Source organism: Acinetobacter sp. PFS20 (assembly GCF_052261015.1).
Lineage (GTDB): Bacteria > Pseudomonadota > Gammaproteobacteria > Pseudomonadales > Moraxellaceae > Acinetobacter.
The window spans coordinates 1,784,721-1,800,536 of the sequence record NZ_JBPVZE010000001.1 but is presented as its reverse complement, the minus strand read 5'-3'; the positions used below and the strand labels follow the sequence as shown (position 1 = coordinate 1,800,536).

Here is a 15,816-nt window from a genome sequence, read left to right as displayed (position 1 = left end):
CAAGTCAATTTATAAAAAGTCTCCCTTTGAAAAGGTGAGCCGCGATTAAAGCGGCGCAAGGGAGGGATTCAAACAAACATCTTTTCTAAAAATGCCTGCTTTAGATTTTTAAGGGTTTTAAGCTGTTGCTGTTGTAAAACGAGAGTCGCATCGAAATGTCTAAAGAAGCGACCAATGGACTCCTGCTCATCTTTATTTGGACAATAAAATTCATATTCTCCATATTCTTTTGCATTTATTCCAGGCTGTCCACTGCGTTGAGATGCCAACAGTACAAATTTATTAAACCTTTCAGTTAATGTATTAATAAAAATAAAGTTTGCATCAAAAGTGTCTTTAACCTTTGCACGAATTAAGAAACCAGCAAAATAAACCAAACCATCTTCTTCTAAGTAAATATATGTTTTACCGACACTAGCACCTGTTCTTGCGAATAAGATATCACCTGTACTTAATTTATATTTCTCACAATTTTCAAAACATACATTAGGCGAGGTAATATCATCTAAAATAAATTTACGACTTTCATCATCAATATCAGTAATGCGAATATATTTATTTATTCCATCAAAAGTAGTAGCTTGAGCATTCAAACCGTATTCAAATTTTTCAGAAACATCGCTCAAACTTTTTAACTCCCAATCCCCACTAAATCCTTTTAAACGGATCTCAGGCTGTTTACTTCCTGCTTTTGGAAACATTTTTTCCAACATCGCTTTTTTAAGGTTTTGCGTTTGAGAAAGCTTCTTTTCGTGTAAAGCAATAGATTGTTCTAAGTTTTGGAAAAAAACACCTATCGACTCTTGCTCACTTAATATAGGATAACTTATCCTTGTAGACAATAAGTCACTGTTATATAACCTTTTTATAGTACTACCTTCTATATTATTCCATCTCTTCAATGCATAAAAAGGTAATAAAAAATTATTTGATATTTTTGACTTATCCAATTTAAGCCAAATAATATTACTATCTTGATAGTAAGCAGACTCGCCTTTATAGATTACAGTTCTACCAATCGTACCTGATGCTGATAGCAAAACATCACCAATCTCAGGATATGGATATTTATCGATATATTCCTGATATAGTTCTCTACTTATAAAAGCATCAGGTATACTGCCAAATGTTCCTATTTTAAAAAATGGAACTTCATCTTTAGTTTTTGTTTCTGACTTAAAAATCCTTCTACACATTTGCACTGAGGAAAAATCTCCGAAATTTTTCTCTATCCAATTCTGATCAAACCCTTTAAACCTAATCTTAGGGCTTTTTTGCTTTTCCACATTATGCCCCTTTTAACAATGCTTGAAACTGTGCCAAACCTTGCATATCAAAATCATCACCTGTTAAGTCATCAATCAGGCTCGCAAGACTATGCTCCGCTTCCGTCAGCTTTTGCGTGGTTTCGGTATAAGTCACCGCATACTTATCTGCTAAGTTTTGTACTACATCGATCAAATGCTCAATTACTTCATTAGGCAATGCCAAAATTGCAGACACAATTGGTTGTACCCACTTTGCTTCAAGCAACTCTAAAACTTGTGAATCTTCTAGTGCTTCAATCGTAGTCTTGGTCAAAAAGTGTAAAACATTGGCATCGGCTTTAATCTCAGCTTTTAACTCTTTTTCCTTTGCAAGCAAATCTTCCACTTGGAACAACTTCGCTTCCAAAGAATCTTCAGCAAAAGTAAAATTAGCCTGTAAGGTCTTTAAATACGCTTTCACTTTACCTACAGCAAATGTACCGTTTTTATTGGCTTCAATCTTCGCCCATTGCACTTCAGGATGTGCCTGTACAAACTGTTCCTGCTCAGGCTTTTTCGCTTTATTCCCAAGTAATTCTAACAATTCATTGATCGCACGAATTTCAGGCGTTTCAATCTCTTCGAATGCCTGTTTTAATGCTTTTGTAATCGCTGCTGTTACAAAAGCATCATTGGCATCGTTCAATAAAGTGTCTTTTTCTTCCTCAGACAACGAATCCATGATTGCTTCAATTTCAGCACTAGCTTCAGTTAAAGTACGTTCTTTGCTTTGTAAAGCGGTGAGTTCATCAATGAGTAAATGCTGTTGTACCAAATCAAATGGCAATACATAACCCACCCAACCGTCTTGAACTTCCTGCTCTTTACCATCTTTCTTTTTAATGATGTAATTTGGATTGACAGTTTTTGCAGCCGCTAGACCTTCAGACTGAATAATTTCCAAATCACCTGCAATGCTTTGCCATTGATCATCCAAGGCTTGATAGGCTTGATATTTGTCAACTAAAGCAATATTTTCCAAACGCTTGAAAATATCCTGACTTAAAACATTTTCCTGCTGTGCAATATACAAAGACTGCATCTTGCCAATCAACTCAGCTTTTAAATAATCATGGAAATTAGCAAAAGCCGTATTAAATTGCGTTTTAAATGTTTGAACATTGGCATGCTGATGAATAGCATTACTGATTTCTGTCGTGGCTAAATCGACATAAGGTGTGTCGCTGTCAGTAAATAAGTCTTGGCGTAACTGAGGGAATGCCTTCCAATACTCGGCATGTGCATCAATTTCTTTTTTCGGAATACCGCCAAACATCGTGGCATAAATATCCCATGTTTCAGCCGTTGCAGACGAGTCTACATAACGTGGAATATTTAAGTTATAGCCTTGCTCACGAATTTCTTCCAAACTGACTAATTTAGAGAATTTCTCAATATCTTTACGCTGTACAACTGCATCTACAATTTTCTTAATATTCGACGCTTGTAGATGGTTATTTTTACCAACTTTAATAAAGCCTTTGGATGCATCAACAATAAGCACATCACTACTTTGGCGACGTTGTTTTAAAATAATGATCACCGTTGGAATACCCGTACCAAAGAAAATATTGGCTGGCAGTCCGATGATTGCATCAATATGCTTATTTTCAAGCAAATTTTTACGAATACGCTCTTCTTCACCACCACGGAACAACACACCGTGTGGCAGAACAATCGCCATGATGCCATCAGGTTTTAAGTGATATAGATCATGTAATAGAAACGCATAGTCTGCTTTGGTTTTAGGTGCTAAACCAAAACGGGAATAACGTGGATCAGATTCTTTATTTGCGGAATCCCAAGCTTGTGAATATGGTGGATTAGATACTACTGCATCGACATATAAAGGCTCGTATGTATTAATTGGATCATTGTCATCAAAATATGGCCAGTCATCCTCTAAAGTATCAGCATTTCGAGCGACAATATTTGAAGGCAAAATGCCACGCATGACCAAGTTCATACGCGTTAAGTTAAAAGTGTTTTCTTTTAATTCTTGTGCATAATATTTAATTTTATTTTCGTCATTTACATGTTTGGCAACAGAACTACCAATATTAATCAACAATGATCCCGACCCACTTGTTGGATCGTAAATTTTGATTTCTTGTTGATCTTTTAAATGATGTGCAATGATTTCAGACATCAACACCGACACTTCATGCGGTGTATAAAACTCACCTGCTTTCTTACCGGCATTGGCAGCAAAAGAACCAATTAAATATTCATAAATAAAACCAAGAACATCATAGTCTTGTTTATTACTCATAGGAATAACTTTGATCAATTGCAATAAATCACTGATGGCTTTGGTTTGACTGTTTGAGTTGTCACCAAGTTTACTTAAACCTGTTTCCAGTGTTTTAAAAATGCCATCGAATACTTTTTTATGTGATGGGCTGATTAAACGTGAAAAAGCAGAAAGTGCATCACGGACATTGGCAACGTTAAAATCATTGCCTTTTTTCAGCCATGTCGAAAACAGATTGTCATAGGCAATAAAATAACCAATACGATCTTTAATAAAGTTAACAGTGTCTATGTCTTCTTCTGATAGAGCTTCAATATCTGTTTGACTAAAGTCATTAGCCTCTAAAAAACTTTGTTCTTTATCTGACAAGAATTTATAAAACATAAACCCTAAAATGTAGTCTTTATATTCATTTGCCTCAATTTTTGAGCGCATTTTATTTGCGGATTCCCAAATTTTTGAGGCGAGTTGTTGCTTGTTCATAGATTCTCTACAGTTAGTTACAGCTGATAAAAGACTCTATAGCTCTAGAATAGACATGAGTACTTTTATTAGGATTGGATTTCGATTTTAAATAAGTGCTTGCTCCTTAGTATTTTTACTAATTTGATTGAGCTTCTCAACCGAAAATTTGTAGAAATTTGAAGGAATCAAGACAGATATACCATTTCTATTATTTTTAACACTTATAATAATAGAAATGTTTTTGCATTCAGAATAATAAGTTTAATTAGTAAAATTTTTACATATATTTCAAAATACTAGCTTTCTGCTTCTTTGCAATTAAGATAACTCTAAAAAAGATTTATATTTAAATTTATAAAGATTAATTTAAGCTGTAAATATCCTACCAATCTATTAAAAAGAAAAAACCCCGAAACTTACGTTTCAGGGCTTTTCACGAATTTTGGTGGAGATGGCGGGAGTTGAACCCGCGTCCGCCAGCATTACGCTCGAGAATACTACATGCTTAGATATCGTCTATTGTTTTAACACCAAGTGACCCGACGAACAGGGTACAAGTTGCGATCCTCTAAGTTTGGTATAAAGCCCCGAGGCTTGACTCTATACGGACTTGTGTGCGTGCGCTACGGTCGGGTTCCTAAACCACAAGTATTCTAGGAAGCGGACAAACTGCCCTTAGGCAGCTAGAGCGTAAGTTTCGTCGTTTGCGACTAAAATATGCAAATTTGATTTACGAGAGAAAATGCGCTCTCGGCATGCATCTATGAGTTTCATCACCAGCGTCGAAGCCAATAACATCCCCATGAATGTCTGAACATCATAGCATAACTAAAATAAAATACTGTGCATTTTATCAACAGTCTGCTACTGATGAACATATTTACATAATTGAGTGTCTTTTGTTTTTTTCAAGGGCCACATAAAAAAGCTGCCAAAAATGACAGCTTTTTTTAAGTTTGCTCTATAAAGCACCATTGCCTAACACAATACCCTCACGGCGTGGGTCTACCCCACCTGCGTATTTACTCTGATTATTAATATTTACTTTCATAATCGTTGAAATACCGCTGGTTTGCGCAGTGTTGGCAACGCCATGCCCTTTCGCCTTTAAGCCTTCAATCAAATCAAGCAAAGAAAGCTGCACATTCGAGCTATCCACATTGGTATTTGGACTATTGGTCGCACCAAAGTTAACAAGCGAGGTCGCCTGCTGTGCATTTAAGTTCCAGTCCAGCGCACCCACCAACGTTTTAACTACATATTGAATGATCGTACCGCCGCCTGGTGAACCTGTTGCCATATAAAACTCATCTGGCGTAGTGCCTTTAAACACTAAAGTTGGCGCCATAGTACTCCGTGGGCGTTTGCCACCTTCCACACGGTTAGCAACCAGTGCCCCAGTGCTATCCAGCGGGTTCGCGCTAAAGTCAGTTAACTGGTTCGACAGCAAGAAACCATCCACCATGTGGAATGAACCCATGCTCGATTCAACAGTCGATGTCATTGAAACCACATTGCCATAGGCATCTACAATCGTGAACTGGGTTGTACCGTGTTCAACAGTGGTGTCGACTCCCGAAGCTGGGTTGAAATTACCCGCTGGCGCAACGCCCATACTTTGGTTCGGGTTAATTAGTGCTGCACGTTGTTTCAAGTAATTTTTATCAATAAAGCTTGAAATGCCCTGTGCTGGTAAAGCAACAAAGTCAGTGTCTGCCACATATTTATCGCGGTCGGCATAGGCCAAACGTTCTGCCTCAGCCACTAAATGCACGCCCATCACATCCGGCACACCACCTTCATTTTCAGGGTTTTTAGGTGGGTAAAGCGACATATCAAAGTTTTCTAAAATACCCAATGTTTGCGCAACTGCTATCCCTCCCGAAGATGGAGGCGGCATGGTGCAAACATAGTAACGGTCACGATACGTCGTACAAATCGGGTCGCGTTTTTTAACCTGATAGTTCGACAAATCCTGCAAGGTCATTAAGCTTGGCGTAATTGGAGTTCTTGCTGGGTCATCCCCTAGTGTTTGGCCTGCTTTTGCCACAATCGCTTGGGCAATTGGACCGGTGTGCAACGCATTCGCACCTTGCGTGGCAAGGGCTTCAAGGGTTTTTGCATAAGCTTTATTGGTCATGGTCTCACCCACTTTACGAGGTGAACCATCTGTGTAGAAATAGGTTGCCATTGCATTTGCATCGAGCGCTAAGCTGTTTGCATTGCTTGCAATTGCATCTGCCAAGCGGCCCGGAATGCGGAAACCATTGTCAGCTAAACCAATCGCCTCACCAAAAAGCTGGTTCCATTTGAGTTTGCCATGTTCTTGTTGTGCTTGTTCAAGCAAACGCATCACACCCGGCACACCAATCGAGCGACCACTACGGCGGGCACTTGGTACGGGTGCTGGTGAATTGGGGTCATATATATCTTGGCGAATTAAATAATATTCATTGGCTGCGGCTGGTGCAGTTTCACGACCATCATAAGCAGTGACTTTTTTGGTTTTGGCATCGTAATACATCATAAAACCACTACCAGCAATCGTGCTCGATTGAGGTTCTACCAAACCTAACACCGCTTGTACCGCAACCGCCGCATCGACTGCACTACCGCCTGCTCTTAAAACATCACATCCCGCTTTTACCGCAAGTGGTGTGTTTGCCACCACCATATATTTATCTGCGTATTTAACCGTGTTACCGAGTCTATAACCCGATGCACCTTCAGGGGCTGCTGGGTCACCATTTTGGTTTGAACCGACCACCACGCTTGAACCGTCTTGTGCCAATTTGCTACAACTGGTGGGGTCATTATCAACAATTAAATTGGGTGGGGTTGTATTTGAATCATCCTTGGGTTGATCTGAAGAATCATCTCCACATCCTTGTAATAAACCGACGGCTAATAAACTACTGAACAAAAATGAATATCTTTTATTCACGTGATAACTCCAATATATACGCCTGCCTATCCATGCAATTGCCATGCAAGCTTCTTTGTTTTCAGGTATTAAGTTTTTTTAATCTTTGATAAAAATAAGGTTTTATAATATTGAATGTTTAAGGGCGTTTTTTCCTGTGCCCTGTCTTAAGCCTCCTTGCTTGATATCACACGCTTTTATATTTGATCTGCCCGATTCTGGCATGCTTTATTTAGTGAAATACAGGCAAAATCTACCATTTATAGACTCACTTGATTTTTTAATAGATCTAAAAAAAGCACCTCCGAAGAGATGCTTTTTTGTGTTTAGTGAGATGGCATTCCGCTGACATCTCCTTTGGGTTTCGGACACAGCCAAATGACCAGCCCTGCAAAGACAAACACAATCGCAAACAGCAAAAATACATGGTTTGCTGACATGGTAATCGCTTCTTTATCAACGAGGTTGGAAATAATCCCTAAGGTCGAATCAGCCGAAAAACCATTTTGCGCAAGGTTATTTTGAACTTCAGCAGTATTTAGGTTTGATACCATTTCACTGCGTGCAACTTTGGCGTGGTCGTCCCACACAGTCACTGCAATTGACGCACCAATCGCCCCTGCCATAGTTCTTAAAAAGTTCATAAGGCCCGCAGCAGATGCAATCTCTTGCTGGAGTACTGAACCGAGTGCAATATTCGACAGTGGAATAAAGAAAAATGGTACAGCAAAACCTTGCAGGATTTGCGGCCAAGCCAGTGCCATAAAGTCGGCGTCTGTGGTCCAGAATGCCCGCATTAAGGTCACGCCACCCAGCAAAATCAAACCGAAACTCGCTAGTGCGCGTGGGTCATGTTTGGTCGAAAGCTTTGCCACAATTGGTGACATGGTCAAACTACCAAAGCCCATGGTTGCGGTTAAATAGCCAGCCCACGTGGCGGTATAGGAAAGGTTCATTTGCAGCCACTGTGGAATCAGTACAATACTGCCAAAGAATGCGCCAAAGCCAAGCGATAAGGCCAGTACCGAAATTGCAAAGCCCCTATGCCTAAAGACTTTCACATCCACGACGGGATGCTTATCTGTCAGCTCCCATATGAGGAACACCACAAAGCCTATGGCGGCAGTTAAGCCTAACACCACAATGCTAGTGCTATTAAACCAGTCACGTTCATGCCCTAAATCGAGCATGAGCTGTAGCGCACCAATCCACAAAATTAACAGACCTAAACCGACGGTATCGATTCTTAAAGAAATCGTTTCTGTTTCGGCAGGTTTAAGCAAACGGATTGCCGCTAAAACACAAATAATGCCGACTGGTATGTTAATAAAGAAAATCCAGTGCCAAGACAGGTTGTCACTAATCAGACCACCCAAAATTGGTCCTAAAATTGGTCCAACGACGGTCGTCATTGCCCATAGGCCCATCGCCTGTGCATGTTTTTCTTTAGGGAAAATACGCATCAGCAATGTTTGGCTGAGTGGCATGAGGGGGCCACCGCATAGACCTTGTCCAATACGGAAAAACACCAGCATGCCTAACGAGTTTGCTAGGCCGCACAAAAACGAAAAAATGGTAAAACCAATCAGGCCGAAAATAAAAACCCGAACGGTACCAAAGCGGCCCGCAAGCCAACCTGTTAAAGGTACACAAATCGCTTCTGCAACTGCATAGGACGTAACAACCCATGTGCCTTGTGTACTTGAAACAGCAAGGTTACCGGTAATGTGCGGTACAGATACGTTGGCAATGGTCGTATCAAGCACGACCATAAAGTTCGACAAGGCAATAACAAACGCTGCCAGTAATAAACGGCCACCGCTTAGTTCGGCAAAAGGTGTTTGCGTTTTCATAAGCGTTTACTTCGCAGATAAGTCGACTTTTGCTTCCATCGACAAGCCAACACGCAGTGGGTGTTCAGCAAGTTCTTTCGGGTCAAGTGCAATACGAACTGGTAAGCGTTGAACTACTTTAATCCAGTTACCTGTTGCGTTTTGAGCCGGAATTAAGGCAAAGGCAGAGCCTGTACCACCAGAGAAGCCCATCACTTTGCCGTGATATTCAACGTCATCGCCATATAAATCTGAAGTAAGCGTAACGATTTGACCCGGACGGACTTTTTTCAACTGACTTTCTTTAAAGTTCGCATCTACATATAAATCGTTCAGCGGCACAATCATCATCATGCTGGTACCCGGTGCAACACGTTGGCCAACTTGAATATTACGACGTGTGACTACACCATCAACTGGCGCACGAATCACGGTACGTTCTAAATCAAGCTGAGCTTGTTCAACATGCGCCTGCGCAACTTGTACATCAGGTGTTGAAACTTCGCTTACACCCTGAATTAAGGCTTCGTTTGCAGCTAAGGTACTTTCGGCAGCTTTACGACTTGAAGACGCTTGCGCTAAACCAGCTTTAGCAAGCTCTAGCCCTGCTTTAGCTGTTTCAACTGCACTTTGTGCCTTAGTGAGTTCTTCTTTAGACACTGCACCAGACGCAGCAAGTTGTGCACGGCGGTTGAGTTCTAACCCAGCTTTGTCGTAGTCAGCTTGCGCTTGAGCAACCTGTGCTTTAGCACTGTTAATTTCGTCAGCACGAACCACAACTTGAGAGTTTAAAGAGCTACTGTTTGCCGCAGTTTGTTTGTATTGGCGTTTTGCTTTTGCGAGTTCCGCTTCGGCTTGTGCTAATGCAATTTTGGCATCACGGTCATCAATACGAACCAGCACGTCACCACGATGTACCGTTTGGGTATCTTTTACGACAACCTGAGCGACCTGACCGCTCACCATTGAAGTAATTTGCGCGGTTTCAGCACCGACATACGCATTATCCGTACTCACGGAGTTGTTTAAAAATAATGCCCAAATTGCATATAAAATAGCGGCGATCAATAAAATCAGCGCAAAAAAACCAAGAAATTTTTTGCGCTTGTTTTGGTTGTTGTCATCCGAGGCAGATGTTGTTGGCACTGTTTCTTCTACATTGCTTTGTGCATCAGTCATGGTATGTTCCTAAAGATGAGTTGGCTTTGCCATCAATCTCGCACTACACCTTGTTATAGAGTTTTTATTTTTCTATAAACAAGACATATCGCATTGTCAAAGGAGCTAATTTTAACGCTAAAACCTCACAATATGAGAATAAAAATTTATAACTCATGCGTTCGTTCTAATTAAATTAATGTTTATCTCAAAGTTTTTATAAAAATTTTAGCTTTTCAAACACTAAAAAAAGCGCACTTGGCGCTTTTAAATGGTTCAATTCATTGCTTAATAGGCATATGAAGCAATTCCCGCAGCAATGGCTTTATCTTCATCATTGACCATGGTCATGCGCATGGTGCAACCCTTACGACCTAAACGTAACACTTCAGCACGGGCAATAAAATATTTACCACGCCCCGGTGCTAAATAATCTACACGCATATCGACTGTTGCCAAACGCGACACTTGTTTAATGGTTTCAGTTAAAGTTTCTGGGGTCGAACGGCGATAGAGATGTTCCATTGCCACAATTCCACCAATGCTATCGAGCAAGGTCGCAGCAACACCGCCATGCAAAATCTGAAATGCCAGATTGCCAATCAGGTTGGGTTGCATCTCGATATAGCCTTCAATGTGCCCGTCCACCACACGCATAATCATTCCACTATGCTTAAAAAAAGGAGAGCTATTAAACGCCTTACATAATTGGTTAAGAACCACAGTTAGGTCAGTTTTTGCACCTAAATGGATGTTCCCAGTCCAATTTTTCTTTTCATCACTCATACATTGCCTAAATTTAAAAGCATGATAAACACCCATAATTTTGTACAAATCCAGCATTATGGGGCTACAATACAGCAGTCGGTTGACAGTAATGGAATATCCGCCAACCTATCCTAGTGTAATACCGAACATCGAGATTGTTATGACTTATACGTTCAATCGTCCTGCATTTCCAGCCACTCGCATGCGCCGTATCCGTAAAAATGACCAGTTGCGTGCGATGGTCAGCGAAACACAGCTCACTACCAATCACTTGATTTATCCAGTATTTGTATTACCGGGACAAAATCAAACCCAAGATATTCCAAGTATGCCAAACATTCAGCGTTTGTCGGCAGATTTGTTACTGAAAAAAGCTGAAAGACTTCTGGAATTGGGCGTATCAAAACTGGCTCTTTTTCCAGTTACCCCGCAAGAAGATAAAAGCCTCACCGCAGAAGCTGCATGGCATGAAGATGGTTTAGTACAAACCACTTGCCGTTTGCTTAAAAAAGAATTACCAGAAATGGTGTTAATTACTGATGGCGCCCTCGACCCATACACGACTCATGGTCAAGACGGTATTATTGATGAAACTGGCTATGTGCTGAATGACGAGACTGTAGAATGCTTGATTAAACAAGCATTAAGTCACGCAGAAGCAGGTGCCGAAGTGATTGCACCAAGTGACATGATGGATGGCCGTATTGGCGCAATTCGTCAGGCTTTAGAAGCCAATGGTCACATCTACACCAACATCATGGCCTACTCTGCGAAATATGCGTCTAGCTTCTATGGTCCGTTCCGTGATGCTGTTGGCTCTGCATCCAACCTAAAAGGTGGTAATAAATATAACTACCAGATGGACTTTGCCAACCGTGCCGAAGCGTTACATGAAATCGCGCTTGATATTCAAGAAGGCGCCGACATGGTAATTGTAAAACCAGGCATGCCATATCTGGATGTGGTACGTGAAGTGAAAGATACCTTTGGTGTTCCGACATTCATTTACCAAGTGAGTGGCGAATACGCGATGTTAGCTGGCGCAATTCAAAATGGCTGGTTATCAGACTCAGTCATTTTAGAATCACTCATGTGCTGCCGCCGCGCAGGTGCAGACGGGATCTGGACTTACTTTGCAGAAACCGCTGCCGAAAAACTCAAGGAAATGAACTAAGTTCGCAGAGAAAGGATAACACTGCATGCATATTGCAATCATTGGCGCGGGCATAAGTGGATTAATGTCTGCGCTGGAGTTGGTTGAACAAGGCTGCACAGTCAGCATTTTTGATCAACAACAAGCGGGTCAAGCAGCCTCTTGGGCTGGCGGAGGTATTCTCTCTCCGATGTATCCGTGGCGCTATGTGCATGCAGTGAACCAACTTGCTCAATTTGGCAAAGCCTCTTATCAAACATGGAACCAAAAACTCTCCCCTATTACAGGGATTGATTTTGAAATTCATGACACAGGCATGCTCATTTTTGATGAAGAAGATTTTGACGTTGGGCTTTCTTACGCCGAGCAACATCAAGAACCCATGCAACGCTGTGAATATTTACAGCGAGATGCGCTAGAACAAGTCAACCCGCATATTTCCGATCAGTTTCAAGAAGCGATTTATTTCCCTGAACTGTCTAATATTCGCAACCCGCGCGTTTTACAGTCACTCATTAGCTATTTAAAACAACATCCAAATGTTGAGTTTTTTGAGCACTCGGCTGTTAAAAAACTGATTCAACAAGGTGATGTGATACAGGCGCTACAAACCGAAGATGGTCGCAAACATACAGCAGACCATTTTGTAATAACTTCGGGTGCTTGGAGCCATTACTGGAACTCACAATTACAACTCGAAATTCCAGTCGAACCTGTTCAAGGCCAAATGCTGTTATTTAAAACGCCTGCTCACTGGCTACCGACCATGTGCATGAATCGAGTCATGTATCTGATTCCACGTATGGACGGTCATATTGTGTGTGGGTCAAGCATGGCGCATCGTGGTTTTGACACCTCTACCGACGAAACCACTCAGCACAATATTTTAGAAGCATGTTTAGAAATGGTGCCTGAACTGGCCGATTTCCCGATCGTACAGCGCTGGGCAGGGCTCAGACCAAGTTCACCAAATGGCGTTCCCTACATTGGCAAAATGCCTGAAATGGACAACCTCTGGGCAAACTTTGGTCATTTTAGAAATGGATTATGTATGGGCGCAGGCTCTGCGCAATTGCTCCGTCAGCTTATGCTGGGTCAACCGACATTAGTGGATGCTAAAGCATATTCACCAGAGCGTTTGCAAAATAAAATCTTAGCCTGACGCAAGTACATTCTCTAAAGCCATTTTTAATTGAGGATAAGCAAACTCAAATCCTTCAGCTTGTAAGGCGGCGGGTTTAACGTATTGACCATTTAAGATCAATTGCGACTGCTCTCCCAACAAACAGCGAAAAACCGTGCTTGGCGCCGACAACAGTGGTTTCTTATTGAGTACCGCAGCAGCTTGCTCAACAAATACCTTTTGAGTCACATTTTCTGGCGCCACGACATTATGAATTTGAGCAGATTGAGGATGCTTAAATATAAACTCGATTGCGCTTAACACGTCTTCAATGTGTACCCAAACCACAGGCTGACGACCATCACCAATTTGACCAACTAAATTGAGTCGAATCGGAAGCAACATTTTAGGCAAGATGCCACCACCTTGCCCAAACACCACACCTAAACGAATAATTTTAGTATTTTGCTGAGGATCTGCTAAAGCTGCATGCTCCCACTCTTGGCAAAGCTGAGACATAAAAATAGGCTGTGGCGAGCTTTGTTCGGTGCACACCTCTGCCCACTTTTCTTGATCATCAATCCCGTAATAACCAATTGCAGAACCAGACACAATCACTTCTGGAAAAATTTCAGATTGCTTTAGCCATGCATATAACTTTCGGGTCGTATTCACTCGGCTTTCAATGAGTTGTTTTTTACGTGACTCGGTCCAGCGTTTCTCGCCAATATTTGCACCCGCCAAATTCACGACATAGTCAATTTGACGTGTTGAAATATCTTCAAATTTTTGCACCCACTGTAAAGCAGGCTGGTCAGACTCCTTCCCAGCCTGCCGCGTAACAGCAATCACGTTATAATTTTTTTGCAGCAGGAACTTAATTAAATGAGTTCCTATAAAGCCACTGGCACCCGTAATTAATACATTCTTATTCATATTTCCTCCAAAACCGAGGACAACAGTTTTATTTGATTGTATAAAAATAATTCATGTTTAATCGTATGAGTTTTCGTAGTGATCTATTACACATTAAACATTTTAGCTGCCATTCGCTGTGCCTGTTTGCCATAAAACCAGTAGGTAATTAAATACAGCGGAATAGCCAACATTAAAAGCATAATCACCATAATGCTCAAGAACTGAGGCTGTTTGAGGTAAAGCATAAAGTTCTGCAAAATCTCAGGGTCTTTTCTGGCAAATAAAAACAGGCCAAATAAAACACCACATAAGTTATAGCCCCAAAAAATCAGGGTAAAACCTAAAGTAAATTTCTTTTTTTCTTGTACAGTCGGAGCACGACGTTCTTTCTTTAAAAATTTAAACAGGACAAAAATCATTGCGCCTAAATATGGAACGGCTGTTAAAATACCGCCTACACTCGCTGGTAATAGTGCTGCAACCACACCTACAATTAAGGTAAGCACAATGCATAAACCAAAAAACCAGAGAAAGTAAGAACGTAATTTGGTCATATTTTTGCCTAATTTATGGGTTCAAAAAATAATTATAAATTTTTTTCGATTTTTTTTCATTTTTCTGTCAACCAATTCGAATCTCTTGTCGTTATATAGGGTAATAAGGTCGCAGCAACCGAATACTTCCTTTGCACGGCATCCGCAAAATTGTTTCGGTGACCTTTCATTACGACGCTTTTCTTCCTTCAGATTAGGTTTTGTTAGCAGCCGAAACCCTTGATGAAGTTTTTGACCGACGATTCTCTCATCACTCGAATCGTCGGTTTTTATTTTCTAGCACTTTCATTTATTTTACGCTCAGCATACACAATAGTCCTTTCGTGGCTATAAAGGCTATGCGTATACTTTTTGCACCATAAAAATATGTTTTAAATAATATGAACAACATTGCCTATTTTGAAATCCAGTCTTCAAACCCTGCCCGCGATGCGCAGTTTTATCAAGCTGTGTTTGGCTGGCAATTTAAACTTGATGAAAATTTACCGATTGAATATTACCGTATCGAAACGCCGTCACTCATGGGTGGACTTTTAAAACGTCCGGCTCAAACCCCACCCATGGAATATGGTACCAATGCATTTACCTGTTCGGTTCAAGTAGAAAACTTTGATGAAGTTGCTGCCAAAATTTTAGCGCAAGGTGGCATTGTCGCAATGGATAAATTTGCAATTCCAGGCCGCGCTTGGCATGGTTATTTTGTCGATTTAGACCATAACGTTTTTGGTATTTTTCAAGTCGATGAAAATGCAGCTTAAATAGCTTATTTAACAATTTTATTAATTTATAGCCACCCCCTTTTAAATGGTGGCTATTTCATATTGGTTATTCGGTAAAGCTAAAGCTGGCTTCACATGTAATTGGGAAATTTACTGAATTGGCAATCATACATTCATGATGAGCCTCTTCATGTAATTTTGCCGCAAGCTCTTGGTCGGCACCTTTTTCTAAAACAATCTCTGGTTTTAAAATAATTTGGGTAAAGTGACCACGTTTAACTGGATCTGTATCTTCCATAAAGCCAAGCGCGTTATCAACGTAGCTCAACACATGAATATGATTGACTGCACATAGGTGTAAATACCATAGCTTATGACAAGCTGAGGCTGAAGCAACCAATAAATCTTCTGGGTTCCATCTGGTCACATCGCCTAAATAAGCAGGATCTGATGAACCTTGAATTGTCGTCTTTTGTGGATGCTGAATGCTAAAGTCTCTTTTATATGAACGGTAAGATGAAGTGCCTGTACCCGTATTGCCTTCCCACTGTATTTTTACTTCATATTTATGAATGGTCATTTTTTTCTCAAAGTTCATGGTTTAAGTCGATAGTAACAAAGCAAAGTTTAAAGTGAAAAATT

12 protein-coding genes and 1 other RNA gene are annotated in these 15,816 nt (G+C 40.7%); 3 read left to right on the top strand and 10 right to left on the bottom strand.

The annotated features are described in order from the left end of the window. Positions 1–68: 68 nt before the first annotated feature. The 7 genes from ACS125_RS08530 to ACS125_RS08500 all read right to left on the bottom strand — a co-directional run bounded on the left by ACS125_RS08530 (position 69) and on the right by ACS125_RS08500 (position 10,725). Positions 69–1,286 (bottom strand): restriction endonuclease subunit S, encoded by a 1,218-nt coding sequence (locus tag ACS125_RS08530; protein ID WP_443271514.1) that lies wholly within the window; start codon positions 1,284–1,286, stop codon positions 69–71. Between the two features lies 1 nt (position 1,287). Beyond that, entirely contained in the window at positions 1,288–4,044 is a 2,757-nt protein-coding gene (locus ACS125_RS08525; protein ID WP_443271512.1) for a type I restriction-modification system subunit M, read from the bottom strand. A 425-nt stretch (positions 4,045–4,469) separates the two neighbouring features. Then, positions 4,470–4,828, bottom strand: a transfer-messenger RNA (tmRNA) gene (gene ssrA / locus ACS125_RS08520). A 159-nt stretch (positions 4,829–4,987) separates the two neighbouring features. Then, the gene (ggt, locus tag ACS125_RS08515; RefSeq protein WP_443271510.1) at positions 4,988–6,970 is read right to left on the bottom strand and encodes a gamma-glutamyltransferase; all 1,983 of its coding nucleotides are present in this window, start codon (positions 6,968–6,970) and stop codon (positions 4,988–4,990) included. 305 nt (positions 6,971–7,275) lie between these two features. Further along, positions 7,276–8,802 carry a DHA2 family efflux MFS transporter permease subunit gene (locus ACS125_RS08510; protein ID WP_443271508.1) on the bottom strand — a complete coding sequence of 509 codons (1,527 nt, stop codon included), beginning with the start codon at positions 8,800–8,802 and terminating at the stop codon, positions 7,276–7,278. A gap of 6 nt (positions 8,803–8,808) precedes the next feature. Beyond that, a complete protein-coding gene (locus ACS125_RS08505; RefSeq protein ID WP_005303184.1) occupies positions 8,809–9,960 on the bottom strand; it encodes an EmrA/EmrK family multidrug efflux transporter periplasmic adaptor subunit in 1,152 nt (383 codons plus the stop codon). A gap of 267 nt (positions 9,961–10,227) precedes the next feature. Beyond that, positions 10,228–10,725 carry a thioesterase family protein gene (locus tag ACS125_RS08500; protein WP_004703260.1) on the bottom strand — a complete coding sequence of 166 codons (498 nt, stop codon included), beginning with the start codon at positions 10,723–10,725 and terminating at the stop codon, positions 10,228–10,230. Between the two features lie 142 nt (positions 10,726–10,867). Between ACS125_RS08500 and hemB the strand changes: the two genes are divergently transcribed. Both hemB and ACS125_RS08490 read left to right on the top strand, forming a co-directional pair. Continuing rightward, positions 10,868–11,881 carry a porphobilinogen synthase gene (hemB, locus tag ACS125_RS08495; RefSeq protein WP_004794101.1) on the top strand — a complete coding sequence of 338 codons (1,014 nt, stop codon included), beginning with the start codon at positions 10,868–10,870 and terminating at the stop codon, positions 11,879–11,881. Between the two features lie 25 nt (positions 11,882–11,906). Next, positions 11,907–13,022 carry an NAD(P)/FAD-dependent oxidoreductase gene (locus ACS125_RS08490; protein WP_443271505.1) on the top strand — a complete coding sequence of 372 codons (1,116 nt, stop codon included), beginning with the start codon at positions 11,907–11,909 and terminating at the stop codon, positions 13,020–13,022. On the opposite strand, the gene ACS125_RS08485 is transcribed toward ACS125_RS08490, so the two are convergent. Next, on the bottom strand, positions 13,014–13,919 hold the full coding sequence (locus ACS125_RS08485) for a TIGR01777 family oxidoreductase (RefSeq protein WP_443271503.1): 906 nt from the start codon (positions 13,917–13,919) through the stop codon (positions 13,014–13,016). The genes ACS125_RS08490 and ACS125_RS08485 overlap by 9 nt on opposite strands. Before the next feature lie 86 nt (positions 13,920–14,005). Then, positions 14,006–14,455: an ABZJ_00895 family protein gene (locus ACS125_RS08480; RefSeq protein WP_443271501.1), complete on the bottom strand. Its 450-nt coding sequence runs from the start codon at positions 14,453–14,455 to the stop codon at positions 14,006–14,008. Positions 14,456–14,835: 380 nt separating this feature from the next. Here ACS125_RS08480 and ACS125_RS08475 point away from each other — a divergent pair, with 380 nt between their 5' ends. After that, positions 14,836–15,213 (top strand): VOC family protein, encoded by a 378-nt coding sequence (locus tag ACS125_RS08475; protein WP_312821569.1) that lies wholly within the window; start codon positions 14,836–14,838, stop codon positions 15,211–15,213. 67 nt (positions 15,214–15,280) lie between these two features. Here ACS125_RS08475 and ACS125_RS08470 read toward each other — a convergent pair whose 3' ends face one another. Next, positions 15,281–15,754, bottom strand: coding sequence for an OsmC family protein (locus ACS125_RS08470; protein WP_443271499.1), 474 nt, complete (start codon positions 15,752–15,754; stop codon positions 15,281–15,283). Positions 15,755–15,816 lie beyond the last annotated feature (62 nt).

What these genes read in the sequence shown, in the direction of transcription:
- ACS125_RS08525 (WP_443271512.1), bottom strand. Translation starts at nt 4,044, where the DNA reads ATGAACAAGCAACAACTCGCCTCAAAAATTTGGGAATCCGCAAATAAA.
- ACS125_RS08510 (WP_443271508.1), bottom strand. Translation starts at nt 8,802, where the DNA reads ATGAAAACGCAAACACCTTTTGCCGAACTAAGCGGTGGCCGTTTATTA.
- ACS125_RS08505 (WP_005303184.1), bottom strand. Translation starts at nt 9,960, where the DNA reads ATGACTGATGCACAAAGCAATGTAGAAGAAACAGTGCCAACAACATCT.
- ACS125_RS08500 (WP_004703260.1), bottom strand. Translation starts at nt 10,725, where the DNA reads ATGAGTGATGAAAAGAAAAATTGGACTGGGAACATCCATTTAGGTGCA.
- hemB (WP_004794101.1), top strand. Translation starts at nt 10,868, where the DNA reads ATGACTTATACGTTCAATCGTCCTGCATTTCCAGCCACTCGCATGCGC.
- ACS125_RS08490 (WP_443271505.1), top strand. Translation starts at nt 11,907, where the DNA reads ATGCATATTGCAATCATTGGCGCGGGCATAAGTGGATTAATGTCTGCG.
- ACS125_RS08485 (WP_443271503.1), bottom strand. Translation starts at nt 13,919, where the DNA reads ATGAATAAGAATGTATTAATTACGGGTGCCAGTGGCTTTATAGGAACT.
- ACS125_RS08480 (WP_443271501.1), bottom strand. Translation starts at nt 14,455, where the DNA reads ATGACCAAATTACGTTCTTACTTTCTCTGGTTTTTTGGTTTATGCATT.
- ACS125_RS08475 (WP_312821569.1), top strand. Translation starts at nt 14,836, where the DNA reads ATGAACAACATTGCCTATTTTGAAATCCAGTCTTCAAACCCTGCCCGC.
- ACS125_RS08470 (WP_443271499.1), bottom strand. Translation starts at nt 15,754, where the DNA reads ATGACCATTCATAAATATGAAGTAAAAATACAGTGGGAAGGCAATACG.